The organism is uncultured Azohydromonas sp., assembly GCF_937926365.1.
Lineage (GTDB): Bacteria > Pseudomonadota > Gammaproteobacteria > Burkholderiales > Burkholderiaceae_C > Azohydromonas.
The window spans coordinates 41150-57439 of sequence record NZ_CALAOH010000088.1 but is presented as its reverse complement, the minus strand read 5'-3'; the positions used below and the strand labels follow the sequence as shown (position 1 = coordinate 57439).

The window sequence follows — 16290 nt, the reverse complement described above, 5'->3', positions numbered from 1 at the left end:
CCCAGCAGATCAATCTGCCGGAAAGTCTACCCCTCTACTTGGCAGAGTAGTGTTAAAGAATCCCGTCACACCCGCGGGGCCTGTCCCCGCGCAGGTGGGGAGCGGGTGTCCACGAACGGCGGGCGGCATCCCGGCCAGCGTGGATGCCCGCCTTCGCGGGCATGACGGAATGACTTCACGGGCAAACGCAAACTGGAATCAAAGCGCGAACTTTTGTGCTGCGAGGGATGACCAGCATGGGCCCCTGGCTGGAGAGCGATGCTCCGTGCCACTCGGGTGAAGTGTGTCGGGCAGGAGTTCAAGAACGATGTGCCATGCCGCTGAAGGACGGTCCTGCACACCTCCAAAGTGCGAACTTTTGTGCGAGGCCGGCGTGCGCCGCGCCCAGCTCAAAAGCGCGCGCGTTTGTGCGCAGGATGGGCATGTGCAGGTTGCCAGTAGCGCACGCAAGGTGCGAAGCGCCATGCGACATGGCGTTCAGCGTTTCCGTCCGTAGGCGCCAATGCATGCCAACAGGATGTCTGCACGGGCCGCCCTACCTGCCTTGGCACAAAAGTTCGCACTTTGGGGGCCTTGGGACCTGTGCGGCGCCATTTCGCCGGCTTGCTTCTGCCAAGCGTTCGGGGTGCTTTTCATGGTCCGCGAGCCGGGTGCGTGCACGGTGTTTGGGAAAGCGCAGGTATTGAGCTGCCAGCAAGCATATTAATAAGCCAGCAAGCATTTCGGCGGCCAAAAAATCTATGTATATCAACAACTTAGGTGAGGCAAAGTGCGAACTTTTGTGCTGGATGGAGGGCAAAGTGCGAACTTTTGTGGTGGATAACTAGGCAAAGTGCGAACTTCTGTGCGAGGCAAAGTGCGAACTTTTGTGGGCCATGGTGCGAACTTTTGTGCAAGGTGCGAATTCTTGTGCTGATCGGTCCAAGTGCCTGTCGGTCAAGGCATTTGGGTAGTTATCCACACAAAGGTGCGAACTTTTGTGCTGGCTGCCGCTGAATCGTTCTTGGGTGAGCTGGCCGTGCATCTACTCACCTGAACGCACGGCGAGCGGCCTGCAGGCCACAGGCAAAGTGATATGGGATGTTGACCGACTCGCACCTTGCTACTAGCCTGCCGCCTTCGTTCAACAGCTGACCGAGGACCATGGCCGAAATCAAGCCCGTCGGGGCGGTCGGCGGCGAGCAGTACGCGCTGCTTCTTTTCGAAGAAACCATCGGCCGCAAGGGACGCACCGCAACCATTGCCGACGCCGAGAGCGACATCGCGTTTCCGAAGAACAACGTCTTCGTGGACATCTCCGAGGTCGGCGTGCTGACGCGCCGCGGCCTCAACGTGATGCACTACCTGGCGTGCAGCGCGCCCGTGGAGCAGTTGGAGTTCGACTGCGACATCGACCTTTTCAAGTTCCTCATCAACTACGCCAGCCGCAATCACAAGCACCTCAAGGAGGCGCTGCGCGAGGCGCAGAAGACCAGCATCGTCGTGACGCGCGAGCGGCCGGAGGGCCATCACGGCGGCAACGCGGATTTCGTCTCGATCCCGCTGGTGGGCCTGGTGGGCGTGGCCAATGGTCGCGTCTACTTCAAGTTCGACCCGGCCATCCGCAAGCTGCACAAGGATCCGCGCGGCTACACGCTGCTGTCGCTGCGCACCACCTCCGCCTTCACCTCCACTTTCGCCCACAGCCTGTACGAGAAGCTCAAGTCCGTGGCCTTCCGCGGCTCGCCCACCGAATGGCTGACGCTGGAGGAAGCGCGTGCCTGGATGGGCGCGCAGAGCTCCAAGTACATGGACGAGTTCAAGCAGTTCCGCCGCTTCGGGCTCGCGGTGGCGCTGGCGCAGATCAACGAGTTCTCCGATCTGTTCGTCGAGTACGAAACCAAGAACGTGCCGGGCTCCAAGAAGGTGTCGCACATCCGCTTCATCTTCAGGGAGCAGCAGGGCTCGATGGTGGCGCAGGTGATGCACCAGACCGAGGCCCGCAAGACCATCTACGACACCTTGCGGGGCGAGTTCGGCATCGGTGCGGTGGACATCCAGGCGATCACGGCGAACTCGGACAAGTACACGCCCGAGCGGCTGCAGGGTGCCATCGACTTCGTCCGGCATCGCATGGCCACCGCCGGCGGCAAGAAGATCCGCTACCCGGGACGGCTACTGATGAAGGCGCTGGAGGAAGGGTGGACGGTGCCTTCGGCAGAGCTGGAGGACACCACGGTCAAACCGGCGGCCCTCGCCCCAGCCTCCGCTCCCGCTCCGGCACGGGCCAAGGCAGCCAGGCCCCCGCGTGGCGCGGAACGCCAGGAGTCCGAGGCTCAGCGCCACGAGTACGAGCTCGCCGGCGAGGAGGGTTTCAAGCAGTATTCGCGCGCCGCCAGCGAGCAGCGCGAGGGCCTTTGGGCCTCCTTCACCCGGACGGCCCACTTCCGCGTGCTGGCCTCCCAACTGCAGCTCGACAAGCACAGGGTCCCCTACGAACAGCTGGTGATCAACGACCGGCTGCGCCATGCGCTGGGCAAGCATGTGCTTGACGTGCAGAAGAAGGCGGCCAGGAAGGTGGCGGCCGTGCGCGCGCAGGGCGAGCTGCCGCTGAAGTAGAGACGGCGCGGCGCGCTGCGGCTAGCTGCGTCGTCACCGATGCGGATCTGGCTCAGGGACTGGCCATCATGGATGACCAGGTGAATGCGCGGATCGAGGGCGGCGCCTCAGGGCTGCTGCGCGAGCGCCTCGGAGACCACGCCGACGAGCGCGTCGATCTGCGCCGTGTCGCTGATGAAGGGCGGCGCCAGCTGGATCGTGTCGCCGCCAAAGCGCACGTAGAAGCCCTTGTCCCAGCAGCGCATCGCGATCTCGAAGGGCCGGCGTGCCAGCTCGCCCGGCAGCGGCGCGATGGTCAGGCCGGCGGCGAGCCCGTAGTTGCGGATGTCCAGCACGTGACGCGAGCCGCGCAGGCCGTGCACCGCCGATTCGAAGTACGGCGCCAGGTTGCGGACGCGGCCCGGCATGTCTTCGTTGCGCAGCACATCCAGCGTGGCCAGCGCGGCCGCGCAAGCCACCGGGTGCGCCGAGTAGGTGTAGCCGTGGGGGAACTCGATGTTGTATTCGGCCCCCGCGGCATCCATGAACGCCTGGTAGATCTCGCCCCGGGCCACCACGCCGCCCATCGGTATGACGCCGTTGGTCACCTGCTTGGCGAAATTGAGGATGTCCGGCGTCACGCCGAAAGCCTCCGATGCCGTCCACGCCCCGGTGCGGCCGAAGGCCGTGATCACCTCGTCGAAGATCAGCAGGATGTCGTGCCGGGTGCAGATCTCGCGCAGCCGCTGCAGGTAGCCCTCGGGCGGCACGATGACGCCTGCCGAGCCCGAGAAGGGCTCCACGATGACGGCGGCGATGTTGGACGCGTCGTGCAGCGCGATCAGCTCCAGCAACTCGTCGGCAAGCTCGCGGCCCGTCTTGGGCAGGCCGCGGCTGAAGGCGTTGCTCGCCAGCAGCGTGTGCGGCAGGTGGTCGGCAGCCAGGCCCTCGCCATAGAGCTTGCGGTTGCCGCCGATGCCGCCCACGCTGATGCCGCCGAAGTTCACGCCGTGATAGCCCTTGGCGCGGCCGATGAGGCGCGTCTTCGAGGGCTGGCCCTTGAGCCGCCAGTAGGCGCGCGCCATCTTCAGCGAGGTGTCGGCGGCTTCGGATCCTGAGCCGACGAAGAAGACATGGTCCAGCCCGGCGGGCATCAGCCCGGCAATGCGCTCGGCCAGCTCGAAGGCCAGCGGCTGGCCGAACTGGAACGGCGGCGCGTAGTCCAGCCTGGCGACCTGGCGCGAGACGGCCTCGGCGATCTCGGGACGGCCGTGGCCCAGGCCACAGGTCCACAGGCCCGAGAGGCCGTCGAAGATCTGGCGTCCATGGGCGTCGCGGTAATGGCAGCCTTGCGCCTCGACCAGGATGCGAGGGTCCTTCTTGAACTGGCGGTTGCCGCTGAAGGGCATCCAGTGGGCTTCGAGCTGCGCCGCGGTGGGCAGAAGCGGAGAACGGGGCAGGTCGCTGAGGTCCATGGCAAGGCTGCTGTCGTGTTGAGCCATGGCCATTCTGGACAGCGCTTCTGTTTTAATAAATTACGTTCTATCGCCGTTTACTTGCAGTTGATTGAAACTTCATGGTCAAGAAAGCCCTGCTTGGACAGGTGAGCGACACGGAGATCCGGCTGCTGCGCATCTTCAAGGCCGTGGTCGAGTGCGGCGGCCTGGCCGCGGCCGAGTTGGAGCTCAACATTGGCCGCTCCACGGTGAGCCGCCACGTCAAGGACCTGGAGGAGCGGCTGGGCCTGCTGCTGTGCCGCCGGGGCCGGGCGGGCTTCGCGCTCACCGCTGACGGGCAGCGTGTCTACGAAGGCGCGCTGCGCCTGCTGGAGGCCCTGGACTCCTTCCGTACCGACGTGCGCGACCTGCATGCGGAACTGGTCGGTACGCTCTCCCTGGGACTGTTCGACAAGACCGTCACCAACCCGCAAGCCCGCATCGGGCAGGCCATTCGCGACTTCCGGCGCCTGGCGCCCGCGGTGCTGCTGGACGTCAAGGGCGGCACGCTCAACGAGATCGAGTCCGGCGTCATGGACGGGCGGCTGCAAGTCGGCATCGTGCCGGACCACCGCAGGTCGGACAGCCTGGCGTATATCGAGCTGTTCGGGGAGACGATGTACCTCTACTGCGGCCGGCAGCATCCGCTGTTCGGTACGCGCCACCAGGACCTGGGCTGGAAGGAACTCCAGGACCACGACTACGTGGGCCTCGCCTTCCACTCGCCCAACATGGAGGCAACCCACCGTTTCAGGCTGCGGCGGCAGGCCACCGTCAGCGACCAGGAGGCCGTCCTCACGCTGATCCTGTCAGGCTGCTACATCGGCTTCCTGCCGGACCACTACGCGGCCTCCTTCGTGCGTGAAGGCCTGATCGAGCGCGTGGAGCATCCCGAGTGCATGTACCAGCTCCAGTTCGTGGCGGTCCTGCGCCGCTCGCCTCGGCCGTCACGGCTGTCCACGACATTCGTGGAAGCGCTGCGTCGTGCGCATGAATGAGTGAGCAATGACCATGGGCTGCGGTGACGTCAGCGTATCGGGGCGCGGGACGGTGCGGCGGTGGCCGCACCGGCGTCGATCACGCCGGGGATCTCGGTGGTCGGCCGTCCGAACCGCCCCTTGAGGTCGTCCACGCCGGACTGCGGCCTGGCCAGCCCGGTCAGCTCGGCCCGGTCCGCGCGCTTGGCCTTGCTGTCCAGGCCCATGCGGCTGTCGCGCTGCTCCACCAATCCTGGCACGGCCTCGCCGTCGCGGCTGAAGGACCAGGCCAGCATCGAAGGCCCCAGCGGGAGCTGGTCGCCGGCCTTGCCGAACGAGCCCGTGTCCCAGACATGCCAGGTCTTGCCGTAGCTGTTGAGCTTGGACTTCATCAGCGCCTTCTCCGCCACCTCCGGGATGCCGGGGGCGACGAGCTGGCCGGAAAGGATCTCGCCGTTGTGCGGGTGCCAGTACTTGCGCTCCGCCTCGGGCAAGGTCGCGAACAGCTTCTCCGAGATGATGTACTCGATGCCGTTGAGGCGCGCCTGGGCGGTGTTCCCATCGAAGAGCGTGCACTGCGCGAAGTCCTCGTTGACCTGGTGGCAGTAGTGGTGCGCTTCCATCTGGTGCGACGGATCGTCCCTCATCGGATGGAACCCGACGAGATAGATGTCCATGGGCCGCAGCGGCGCCTGGCCCTGCAGCAAGCGTGCGCCGGCTTCCAGCACCCTGGTCTTGCCTGACTTGTCGTCGCCCGGCGGCGTGCTGGCCGGGGGCACTTGGGCGCAAGCGGCACAAGAGGCCGCGGCAGCGATGACCACCGCTACGCGCAGAGGCCGGGGGCCTGCCGCGCCGGCATCCGCCCGCGGCCGGTTGGACGTTGAATGGCTGCATCGTTCCATGTCGCTTCCTTGTTCACGCGCAGGCCCGCAGCGTGGACGCCGGCTCGGCGAAGGCCAGGAGCAGGGCGAACAGCAGCAGGGCACACCTGGTAGCCGGCTCTATGGCAATCGGCAGGCCGGCACGCGGAAGCTGCTGTCCAGGCGTTCATGGGCGCAGTTGACGAAGGGACGGTACGGTTGCAGTATCAACTTCCAGGAGGCGGGGAGCGGAGGCGGCCTTGTCCAGGCGACTCCTTCGCCGGACGACCAACGTCATTGCCACGGCAGCAGCAGGACGCCCACGCCGAGCGTGGTCTGCCGGTGGTTGTAGTCGATCAGGGTTTCGCCATGGCCGTGCGTGAGCTGCAGATAGCCATTGAGCCGCGGCACCACGGGAAACGCCCAATCGAGCTGCAGCAGGCCGCGGCCACTCTGGCCGAATCGCCCCAGCGCCGAGAGCACATGGCTACCGCGCATGTACACGAGCCGCACGTCGCCGGAGCCCATGTAGCGGTCGATGTCCGGGTTGTCATCGTTGCTGCCCTCGCGCAGCCGCTTCCACGGCCGCACCAGCAGCGAGTAGTCGCCGCGCTCCAGCCCGAACAGCGCGTAGGCGCGATTCCAACTGCGCGACAGCGGCTGGCCGCGTCCGTTGGACTGGTGCGCCAGCCCCAGGTTCAGCAGCCGCCAGCGCCAGCCCAGCACCTCCACACCGGTGCGCCAGGAAAAGATCAGCTCCGGCTCGTGGTCGGTCTCGCGTACCGGTGACGAGATGGACCTGTTGTAGAGCTGCCAGCTCGACTGCTGCGTGTAGCCGAACCACAGGTCGCCGTTATCACCGATCAGGTTCTCGGCCACCTTGAGCTTGAGGCTCAACTGGAACTTGGCCTCGGTGTGGTCCAGCCCCAGTGGCTCGGACACCGAGTGACCCGGCGCCGGGCTGGAGGGCCGGGAGTTCGGGCGGGTGGAGTAGCGCAGGGGCAGCACGTAGCTCGCCTGGTGTGGCCGCAGCTCGAAGGTTCCCCTCGAACTTTCGGGATCAAGGTCCCACAGCCGGGCGAGCCAGCTGCCGGGCCTCGTCGGCGCCTCCTCGGGGCGGGCTGCGGCAGCGGGCTCGGTGACGGCTGGAACAGGCGCTGGGGCCTGTGCCGCTGGCCCGAAGCGCGCGTCGTAGCAGGCCAGGCGCTGCGCGTCGTCGGCGATGGTGCGGCACGCGGCGGCCGCGTCATCGGCCGCCGCGGCCTGGCCGTATCCGCACAGCAGGACGCACCCCAGCAGCACCCGGCCCGAGGCGGGTCTTGCGACGGTTTGCGCTGGCATCGTCACGCGCTCACCCTCCATTCAGAAGTCCATCACGGCATCCGGCAGCGCCGGTCCAGGTACGGCCGGACGCAGTCGCCATCGGCTGCGCTGCCATGGGCATTCTGGGTGCCAGGCCGGCTTGCGCCAGCGGACGCGAAGGCGGGTGTCCACGGACTCCGGGCGGCATCCCGGTCAGCAGGCGCCTACGCGGGCATGACGGGATGACTTCACCGGCAATTGCAAACTGGAATCAGGATTCAGCGGCCAGGTTTTCGGCGGCGGTCGGCTCAACCGGCGCAGCGGCATTCCGAGGCTCGGCCACGGCATTGGCCGCCTTCTTGCGCGCGGCCTTCCTTGCCGGAGCTTTCTTGGTGGCTGCCTTCGTTGCGGCACCACCCTTCGCTGCCGGCGTCTTGGCTTCGGACGTCTCGGCCGCTTCAGCCGGTGCAGCCTTGGCGGCCACCTTCTTCGTCGCCGCCTTCTTGGCGGTGGCTTTCTTGGCGGCCGGCGTGGCCGCTTTCGCGCCGCGCGGCGCACGACCTTCTTCCATGCCGAAACGCCGCGCCGCCTTGGCGTCCTGCGTGACGAGGCTGGCAACCTTGCCCGTCACGGGGGCCTCCAGCGACACGCTGCCGGCGTCTTCCATCTTCGCCAGCGTCTGCGCCAGCTTGTTCACCGCGCGCGCGAGCTGCTTGATCGTCTTTGCGCCGATGGCCAGCGCGGCCAAGTCGATCTTCACGCGGAAGGTCGCCGCTGCTGCCGGCGGGGTTGCTTTGGCGGCCGTCTTCTTGGCGGCGGGCGCCGCCTTGTTCGCTGCGGACTTGCGAACGGCTTTCTTGGAGGCCACGATCTTCTTGCTCGGCATGATTACTTCCTCAACGCAAAATGTTTTCAGCGGGCATTATTGCCGTTGAGCATGGACATACCTTTTGCTCACCGCCCCGAAGACGCGCGTATTCGAGCCGCCAGCAGTCGTTTTCGGTTTCGTGGCCTGGGAACGGCTTGGTCAGTGACCACGGCTTCCGCAACCTCTCCAACAACCGCCACCCCATTGCCAAGGCGGAGGACTTCAGCGGCCTGAAGCTGCGCGCCCTGCAGGCGCCGCTGATGATCGACACGTTCAAGGCGCTGGGCGCCAACGCCGTCCCCATGGCGTTCACCGAGATCTACGCCGCCCTGGAAAGCCGCGCCGTGGACGGGCAGGACAGCCCGATCGTGGCCTTTGCAACCAACCGCTTCGACGAGGTCCAGAAGCACCTGTCCACCGCGCGCCACGTCTACAACCCGCTGGTGGTGCTGGCGAGCAAGAAAGCCTGGGGCAGCCTCTCGGCCGACGAGCGCAAGCTGATCACGGACGCCGCGGCCGAGGCGCGCGTCGAGCAGCGGCGGGTCTCGCGCGAGATGGAAGCCAAGGCGCTGGCCGAAGTGAGGAAGAAAGGCGTGGTGGTCACCGAGGTGTCGATACAGGAGCGCGCCCGCATGCGCGACATGGTCAAGCCCGTGGCCGACCAGTACGTCAAGGACATCGGCGAGGACGCCGTCAGCGCGTTCCACGCCGAAATCGAGAAGGTGCGCGCCGCGCGCCGAGCCCAGGGCAGACCGGCCTGGATGGGCGCTCGAACCCGTCCCACGGCAGCGCCGCGCCTGCCATCACGTTGAACCGGAGTCCAGCACCTGTATAGGGAATTCCCTAGGAGTTTGATTCTTCTCAAACAGATTGTCGATCAGTACACTGAATGACATTCCGTGTACTGATTGAAGCTGTCCCGCCCGGGACGGCGATGGTGGGCGGTCATCCTGGGCGCGCCGCTTCTGGGCCAGCCGCCCCCCTGTGAGGAGCAAGTTCGTGTTGGACATCCACAAGGCGCTGGAAGAGGGCGCCATGAGCCGGTTCCAGTGGATGGCGGTCGCCATCTGCGTGATGCTGGTGATGCTTGATGGCTTTGACGTGCTGGTGATGGCCTTCACCGCCTCCAGCGTCGCCGCCGAATGGAAGCTCAGCGGCGCCCAGCTCGGCACGCTGTTCAGCGCCGGCCTGTTCGGCATGGCCGCGGGCTCGCTGTTCGTGGCCCCGCTGGCCGACCGCATCGGGCGCCAGAGGGTCATTTTGCTGTGCCTGCTCGACATCGCCGCGGGCATGCTGTTGTCGGCGCTGGCGCAGGACGCCACGCAGCTGGCGCTGCTGCGCGCGCTCACCGGCGTGGGCATCGGCGGCATGCTCGCCAGCGTCAGCGTCATCACGGCCGAGTTCTCCTCGCTGAAGTGGCGCAGCACCTGCGTGGGGCTGCAGGCCACGGGCTATCCCATCGGCGCCACCATCGGCGGGCTCATCGCCGCGTGGCTGCTGGAGCAGTACGGCTGGCGCTCGGTGTTCGTCTTCGGCGGCCTGACCACCGCGGTCATGATCCCCGCGGTGCTGTGGCGTCTGCCCGAGTCCGTGGACTTCCTCGTCGCCCGCCGCCCGCAGCGCGCGCTGGACAAGCTCAACCGGCTGCTGCGCCAGATGGGCCGCGCGGAGCTGTCGCAGCTGCCCGTGCGCGCGGCCGGCCAAGTGAACCAGGGCAATGCCGTGGCTGGCCTGTTCAAGAACGGCCTGGCCCGGCCGACGCTGCTGATCTGGGGCGCCTTCTTCCTGCTGATGTTCAGCTTCTACTTCGCGCTGAGCTGGACGCCCAAGCTGCTGGTCGCCGCGGGCCTGTCAGCCAAGCAGGGCGTCACCGGCGGCGTGCTGCTGAACCTGGGCGGCATCGTCGGCGGCAGCCTGTTCGGTGTGCTGGCGGTGCGCATGAAGCTGGCCCGCCTCACGGCGCTGAGCTTGCTGCTGACTGCCGCGTGCATGGCCGCCTTCGGCCTGGTGTCGGGTTCCCTGGGCCTGGCCTTCGCGGCGGCCTTCGGCATCGGGCTGTTCATCTTCGCCTCGATGGCGGGCCTCTACGCCTTCGCGCCGGCCACCTACCCGGCGGCGGTGCGCACCACCGGCATGGGCTACGCCATCGGCATCGGCCGCCTGGGCGCGATCCTGGCCCCGCTGAGCGCCGGCGTGCTGCTCGACGGCGGCTGGCAGGCCCCCGCGCTCTATTACGCCTACGCGCTGCCGCTGCTGGCCGCCCTGTGCGCGGTGCTGGCCACCGGCCAGCGCGCGGCGCCCCCGGCACTCTCCCGTCTGTCCTCCGCGCACTGACGCTCGGCCGCGCAGCCGATTCCTGCGCCAACCACTTCCACTGAAGGACTGAGCATGTTCCTGAAAAACACCTGGTACGTGGCCGCCCGGCCCGAGGAAATCGACGGCAAGCCGCTGGGCCGCAAGGTCTGCAACGAGGCCATCGTGTTCTACCGCCAGGCCGACGGCTCGCCCGCGGCCGTCGAGGACTTCTGCCCGCACCGCGGCGCGCCGCTGTCGCTGGGCTACGTGAGCGACGGCAAGCTGGTGTGCGGCTACCACGGGCTGGAGATGGGCTGCGAGGGCAAGGCCATCGCCATGCCGGGCCAGCGCGTGCGCGGTTTCCCGTGCATCAAGAGCTACGCCGTGGTCGAGCGCCACGGCTTCATCTGGGTGTGGCCGGGCGAGAAGGACAAGGCCGATCCGGCGCTGATCCCCGAGCTGCACTGGGCCAACAACCCCGAGTGGGCCTACGGCGGCGGGCTGTACCACGTCAAGGCCGACTACCGGCTCATGATCGACAACCTGATGGACCTCACGCACGAGACCTACGTGCACTCCACCTCCATCGGCCAGAAGGAGATCGACGAGACGCCGTGCACCACGAAGGTGGAAGGCGACCACGTCACCACCAGCCGCTTCATGGACAACGTGCCGGAGGCGCCCCCGTTCTGGAAGCTGGCGCTGCGCGGCCATGGGCTGCCGGACAACCAGCCGGTGGACCGCTGGCAGATCTGCCACTTCACGCCGCCCACGCACGTGATGATCGAGGTGGGCGTGGCGCTGCAGGGCCATGGCGGCTATGACGCGCCGGCGGACAAGAAGGTCTACGCCATCGTGGTGGACTTCATCACGCCCGAGACCGAGACCTCGCACCACTACTTCTGGGGCATGGCGCGCAACTTCAAGGCGCAGGACCCGGCGCTGACGGTCGCGATCCGCGAGGGGCAGGGCAAGGTGTTCGCCGAGGACATGGAGATGCTGGAGCGCCAGCAGCTCAACCTCAGCGCCTGGCCCGATCGCAAGCTGCTGATGCTCAACATCGACGCCGGCGGTGTGCAGTCGCGCCGCGTCATCGACCGGCTGCTGGCCGCGGAGAAGGCCCCGCAAGCGCAGCCAGCCCCGCCGGCGCAGGCCGCCGTGGCGGAGGCGGCGCAATGAGCAGCGCCGCCGCCACCCTGAGCGTGCGCGTGGCACGCAAGACCGACGAGGCCAAGGACATCTGCAGCCTGGAGCTGGTGAGCGCGGACGGCTCGGCGCTGCCGGGCTTCTCCGCCGGCTCGCACGTGGACGTGCACCTGCCCGGCGGCGTGGTGCGGCAGTACTCGCTGTGCAACGACCCGGCCGAGACGCACCGCTACCTCGTCGCCGTGCTGCGCGACCCGGCCTCGCGCGGCGGCTCCGTGGCCGTGCACGACGCCGTGAAGGAGGGCGACACGCTCACCATCAGCGCGCCGAAGAACCACTTTGCCCTGGCGCACGAGGCTCGCAAGAGCCTGCTGCTGGCCGGTGGCATCGGCGTCACGCCGATCCTGTGCATGGCCGAGCGGCTGGCCGTCATGGGCGCGGACTTCGAGATGCACTACGCCGCGCGCTCGCGCGAGCGCATGGCCTTCGTCGATCGCATCCAGGGCGCGCCCTTCGCCGGCCGGGTGCGGCTCCACTTCGACGACGGCGCCGCGGCGCAACAGCTGGACCTGAACGCCGTGCTGGCCCAGCCCGAGGCCGGTACGCACCTCTACGTCTGCGGCCCCAAGGGCTTCATGGACGCGGTGCTGGCCACGGCCCGCGCGCAGGGCTGGGGCGAGGAGCAGCTGCACTGGGAGTTCTTCGCCGGCGCGGACGCCGCGCCGCGCGCGGACGACGGCAGTTTCGAGGTGCAGCTCGCGAGCTCGGGGCGCGTCATCACCATCGCCCCGGACAAGACCGTGACGCAGGCCCTGTCGGAAGCGGGCGTGGAGATCATGGTCTCGTGCGAGCAGGGCGTGTGCGGCACCTGCCTCACGCGCGTGCTGCAGGGCGAGGTGGACCACCGCGACGCCTACCTCACGGCCGAGGAGCAGGCGGCCAACGACCAGTTCACGCCCTGCTGCTCACGCTCGAAGTCGCCGCGGCTGGTGCTGGACTTGTGACCGCCCCACCATGCAGAAGGCGCTGCTGGCCCGGCTCGATGCCCAGGAGCAGCGCGACTTCCTGCGCCTGATGCGCAAGTTCGTGAACCTGAGCGACGATCTCAGCCGCGTGCCGATGCGTTCCTGCCGCCAGGCAGAAGCCGCGGCCCAGGATTGAGCCGGCCGTCGAGCCCCTTGGCGGCGTCGCCTGTCAGCGCGCCCGGTGGACGTCCAAGGCAGACACGGCCGCCGCCTGGTTGCCCCAGGACTGCCGCACATAAGTTGCGACGGCAGCCACTTCGCCGTCCGACAGGACCTGCTTGAACGGCGGCATCCCGAAGGGCCTTGGATTGCCCTGGGTGGCGGGCGGGAACCCGCCGTGCAGCACGGCCTTGATCAGGTTGTTGGGCGACTCCATCGTGGCCGCCCCGTTCCCGGCCAGCGGCGGATAGGCCTTCGCCACGCCCTCGCCGCGGTCGCCGTGGCAGGCGGCGCATCGGTCCTCATAGACCTTCGCGCCCAGGCGCATGAGGTCGGCCGGGGCGGGCTCGACCAGTTCCTTCTCCACGCTGGCCTGCGGCAGCGCCTTGAGATAGACCGCCATCGCGCGCACGTCCTGCGCGCTCAGGTACTGCGTGCTGCGGTAGACCACTTCCGCCATCGGTCCCATGGCGGTGCCGCGCGGGGAGAAGCCGGTTGCCAGCAGCGCGCCGATCTCCTCGGTGCTCCAGTCGCCGACGCCGGCCTCGTGTCCCGCCGTCAGCGAGGGCGCATACCAGTGCTGCATGGGGATCAGGCCGCCGCCCAGCTCGTCGTCGCCGTTGGTGGCGCCCAGCCAGTTGCGGCTGGAGTGGCACGCGACGCAGTGGCCCAGCCCCTGCACCAGGTAGCTGCCCCGGTTCCACTCCGCGGTCTGGCCCGGGTCCGGCTGGAACGCCTGCGCGCGGAAGAACAGGGCCCGCCACACCGCCAGCGAGGCCTGCAGGTTGTAGGGAAACCTCAGCTCGTGCGGCCGATTGGGCTGGTGCACGGGCGGCAGGCTCTGCAGGAAGGCATGGAGGGCCGCCGAGTCCTCGCGCGTGACCTTCGTGTAGCTCGGGTACGGAAAGGCCGGGTACAGCAGCCGCCCGTCCCTGGAGCGGCCGTGGTGCAGGGCGCGCCAGAACTCGGCCTCGGTCCATGCGCCCAGGCCGGTCTCGGGGTCGGGGGTGAGGTTGGGCGCGTACACGACGCCGAAGGGCGTCTCGATGCCGCGTCCGCCGGCGTACTCCGCGCCGCCCCGGGCCGTGTGGCAGCCCATGCAGTTGCCCGCCCGCGCCAGGTAAGCCCCCCGGGCGATGGCCGCGGCATCGACGGCGCCGCCGGAGCGCTGCGCCGCGATGGGCGCTTCGCCGCGCACGTTGAGCCACCACACCAGCGCCGCCAAGGCCGCCAGGACGGCCACCAGGACCAGCCCGCTCCGCTTCGCTTTTGCCACCGTGATCCTCATTGCAGGCCGCTCCCGCACTCCAGGGGCAGCGGCAGCTTCGCTTGCCGTGCCGGCTTGCTGTCGGCCGGCGGCGTCTGCGAAGACAGCCAAGCCGCCACGGCGCTGACGTCCTGCGGGCTCAGCCGCTTGGCGATGCTGGCCATGCAGTCCGGTTCGGCGGCGCGGCGCTGGCCGGTTCTCCAGGCGCCCAGCTGTCCTATGACGTAGTCGCGCGGCAGCCCCACCAGGCCCGGCATGGCGGGCTCCACACCGGTCATCTTCTGGCCATGGCAGGCGACGCAGGCCGGGATGCCGCGGCCCGGATCGCCCCGCTGCACCAGCGCCGCGCCCAGTTGCAGCTGCAAGCGCGCAGCGCCGATGGTCTGTGCCGGCGGATAGGGCAGGTCCAGCGTCGAGAAGTGCTGCGCGATCTCCCGCAGGTAGTCGTCCGAGAGGTGCTCCACCAGGTAGGCCATCGTGGCGTTGTGGCGGCGTCCCTCGCGGAAGTTCAGCAACTGGTTGTAGAGGTAACCGGCCGGCTTGCCGGCAATGCGCGGAAAGTAGCCCTCGTTGGTGGCGCGCCCCTCCTTGCCGTGGCAGACCGTGCAGGCCTGCATGCGCTGCGCCATGGTGTCGGGGGCTTGCCCGCCGGCGCCCTGGGGGGCGGCGGGCCCCGACCACAGGGCACCGAGCACGGCGGCGAGGAAGAGACGGGCTCCGTGGGCCCTGGGCTTGTGAAAAGGCCGGTGCTGGTTTGCAGTCATGGCAGGGCTTGAAAAGGCTCAGGCCGTGAGTTGGGCCGAGGCCAGTTGGCCGATGGTGCGGATGGCGTCGTCGAACCTCGCGTCGCCGGCCTGGCCGTAGTTCAGCCGCAGGCAGTGCGCAAAGCGCCGGTCGGCGGAGAAGAGGTGGCCGGGCGCCAGGCTGATGTTCTGGGACGAGGCCAGGCGGTGCAGTTTCAAAGCATCGACCTGCTCGGGCAGCTCCACCCACAGCAAGTAGCCGCCTTCCGGGCGGGTCACGCGCGTGCCCTTGGGAAAGTGCTTCGCGATGCCGCGCAGGGCCCGCGTCTGGCTGTCGGCCAGCGTCTGGCGCAACTGGCGCAGGTGGCGGTCGTAGCCGCCATGCTGCAGGTAGTCGGAGAGCGCCTCCTGCGTCGGCACGGCCGTGGCCAGCGAGGTCATCAGCTTGAGCCGCTGCACCTTCTGGGCGAAGCGTCCCGCCGCGGTCCAGCCCACCCGGTAACCCGGCGCCAGGCACTTGGAAAAGGAGTTGCAGTGCATCACCAGGCCCTGGCGATCGAAGGCTTTACAAGGCGGCGGCCGGCGCAGCCCGTGGTACAGCTCGCCGTAGACGTCGTCCTCGATCAGCGGCACCTCGTGCCGGGCCAGCAGCTCCACCAGCGCGCGCTTGTTCTCCTCGGGCATGAGGCTGCCCAGCGGGTTCTGGAAGTTGGGCATGAACCAGCAGGCGCGTACCGGGTGCTGCTGCAGCACCTGCGCCAGCGAGTCGAGCTCGATGCCGTGGCGCGGGTGCGTGGCCACCTCCACCGCCTTGAGCTGCAGCCGCTCCAGCGCCTGCAGCGCGGCGTAGAAGGTGGGCGACTCCACCGCCACCACGTCGCCCGGGCGCGTGACGGCCTGCAGGCACAGGTTGAGCGCCTCCATGGCGCCGTTGGTGATGATGATCTCGCCGGCGTCGATGCCCGTGCCCTCCACCACGTAGCGCAGGCCGATCTGCCGCCGCAGCCGCTCGCTGCCCTCGGTCAACTCCTCGACGATGCGCTGCGGGGCGAGCCCACGCATGGCCGGCGAGAGGCTGCGCGCGAGCTTTTCCAGCGGGAACAGCTGCGGGCTGGGAAAGGCCGAGCCCAGCGGCACCACGTCGGGCTGCCGCGTCGAGCCCAGCACCTGGAACACCAGCTCGCTGATTTCCACGTGGCTCGATTGCGCGGCCGGCTGCGCCGTCGCGGGCTCGTTGGCGCCAAAGCTGCGCAGCGCGTTGACGTAGTAGCCCGAGCGGGGCCGGGCCTGGATCAGGCCGCGCGCCTCCAGCAGGTAGTAGGCCTCGAACACCGTGGAGGGGCTGATCTTGCGGCTGCTGCTGGCCTGCCGCACCGAGGGCAGCCGGTCGCCCGAGCGCAGTACCTGCGTGCGTATCAGCTCGGCGATCTCGTCCGCGTACTGCTCGTAGCGCTTCATGGCGCGGCTCCTGATCTGCTCCGTTCTCGATGGCGGACCACTGTACTGATCTGCCGGTCTACGCGGCAAATGGCCCCGAAAACCGGATCTGATACGGTCGTTTGAGGCGGTTTTTGA

At 68.3% G+C, this 16290-nt stretch carries 14 protein-coding genes; 7 read left to right on the top strand and 7 right to left on the bottom strand.

Annotated features, from left to right (window positions below; translation table 11 throughout):
- Nucleotides 1-1143 precede the first annotated feature (1143 nt).
- A complete protein-coding gene (locus tag Q0741_RS09105) occupies nt 1144-2598 on the top strand; it encodes a replication initiation protein (protein WP_298232885.1) in 1455 nt (484 codons plus the stop codon).
- Nucleotides 2599-2705: 107 nt separating this feature from the next.
- Here the strand turns inward: Q0741_RS09105 and Q0741_RS09100 are convergent, their stop codons facing one another.
- On the bottom strand, nt 2706-4052 hold the full coding sequence (locus tag Q0741_RS09100) for an aspartate aminotransferase family protein (protein WP_298232884.1): 1347 nt from the start codon (nt 4050-4052) through the stop codon (nt 2706-2708).
- Between the two features lie 101 nt (nt 4053-4153).
- Here Q0741_RS09100 and Q0741_RS09095 point away from each other — a divergent pair, with 101 nt between their 5' ends.
- A complete protein-coding gene (locus tag Q0741_RS09095; protein WP_298232883.1) occupies nt 4154-5071 on the top strand; it encodes a LysR family transcriptional regulator in 918 nt (305 codons plus the stop codon).
- Nucleotides 5072-5100: 29 nt separating this feature from the next.
- On the opposite strand, the gene Q0741_RS09090 is transcribed toward Q0741_RS09095, so the two are convergent.
- The 3 genes from Q0741_RS09090 to Q0741_RS09080 form a co-directional block, all read right to left on the bottom strand.
- Nucleotides 5101-5829: an OBAP family protein gene (locus Q0741_RS09090; protein WP_298232882.1), complete on the bottom strand. Its 729-nt coding sequence runs from the start codon at nt 5827-5829 to the stop codon at nt 5101-5103.
- A 375-nt stretch (nt 5830-6204) separates the two neighbouring features.
- Nucleotides 6205-7251 carry a phospholipase A gene (locus tag Q0741_RS09085; RefSeq protein ID WP_298232881.1) on the bottom strand — a complete coding sequence of 349 codons (1047 nt, stop codon included), beginning with the start codon at nt 7249-7251 and terminating at the stop codon, nt 6205-6207.
- Between the two features lie 232 nt (nt 7252-7483).
- A complete protein-coding gene (locus Q0741_RS09080; protein ID WP_298232880.1) occupies nt 7484-8098 on the bottom strand; it encodes a hypothetical protein in 615 nt (204 codons plus the stop codon).
- 137 nt (nt 8099-8235) lie between these two features.
- Here Q0741_RS09080 and dctP point away from each other — a divergent pair, with 137 nt between their 5' ends.
- From dctP to Q0741_RS09055, 5 genes are all read left to right on the top strand, one after another.
- A complete protein-coding gene (gene dctP / locus Q0741_RS09075) occupies nt 8236-8892 on the top strand; it encodes a TRAP transporter substrate-binding protein DctP (RefSeq protein WP_298232879.1) in 657 nt (218 codons plus the stop codon).
- 187 nt (nt 8893-9079) lie between these two features.
- On the top strand, nt 9080-10414 hold the full coding sequence (locus Q0741_RS09070; RefSeq protein WP_298232878.1) for an MFS transporter: 1335 nt from the start codon (nt 9080-9082) through the stop codon (nt 10412-10414).
- 54 nt (nt 10415-10468) lie between these two features.
- Complete coding sequence (locus Q0741_RS09065) at nt 10469-11554, top strand: aromatic ring-hydroxylating dioxygenase subunit alpha (RefSeq protein ID WP_298232877.1); 1086 nt, start codon at nt 10469-10471, stop codon at nt 11552-11554.
- Complete coding sequence (locus tag Q0741_RS09060) at nt 11551-12525, top strand: PDR/VanB family oxidoreductase (RefSeq protein ID WP_298232876.1); 975 nt, start codon at nt 11551-11553, stop codon at nt 12523-12525. The genes Q0741_RS09065 and Q0741_RS09060 overlap by 4 nt, the downstream gene beginning before the upstream one ends.
- Before the next feature lie 10 nt (nt 12526-12535).
- Nucleotides 12536-12682, top strand: coding sequence for a hypothetical protein (locus Q0741_RS09055; protein ID WP_298232875.1), 147 nt, complete (start codon nt 12536-12538; stop codon nt 12680-12682).
- Nucleotides 12683-12715: 33 nt separating this feature from the next.
- Here Q0741_RS09055 and Q0741_RS09050 read toward each other — a convergent pair whose 3' ends face one another.
- The 3 genes from Q0741_RS09050 to Q0741_RS09040 form a co-directional block, all read right to left on the bottom strand.
- The gene (locus Q0741_RS09050; protein ID WP_298232874.1) at nt 12716-13981 is read right to left on the bottom strand and encodes a cytochrome c; all 1266 of its coding nucleotides are present in this window, start codon (nt 13979-13981) and stop codon (nt 12716-12718) included.
- An 8-nt stretch (nt 13982-13989) separates the two neighbouring features.
- Nucleotides 13990-14601, bottom strand: coding sequence for a c-type cytochrome (locus tag Q0741_RS09045; RefSeq protein ID WP_298232886.1), 612 nt, complete (start codon nt 14599-14601; stop codon nt 13990-13992).
- A gap of 153 nt (nt 14602-14754) precedes the next feature.
- Entirely contained in the window at nt 14755-16173 is a 1419-nt protein-coding gene (locus tag Q0741_RS09040; RefSeq protein ID WP_298232873.1) for a PLP-dependent aminotransferase family protein, read from the bottom strand.
- Nucleotides 16174-16290 lie beyond the last annotated feature (117 nt).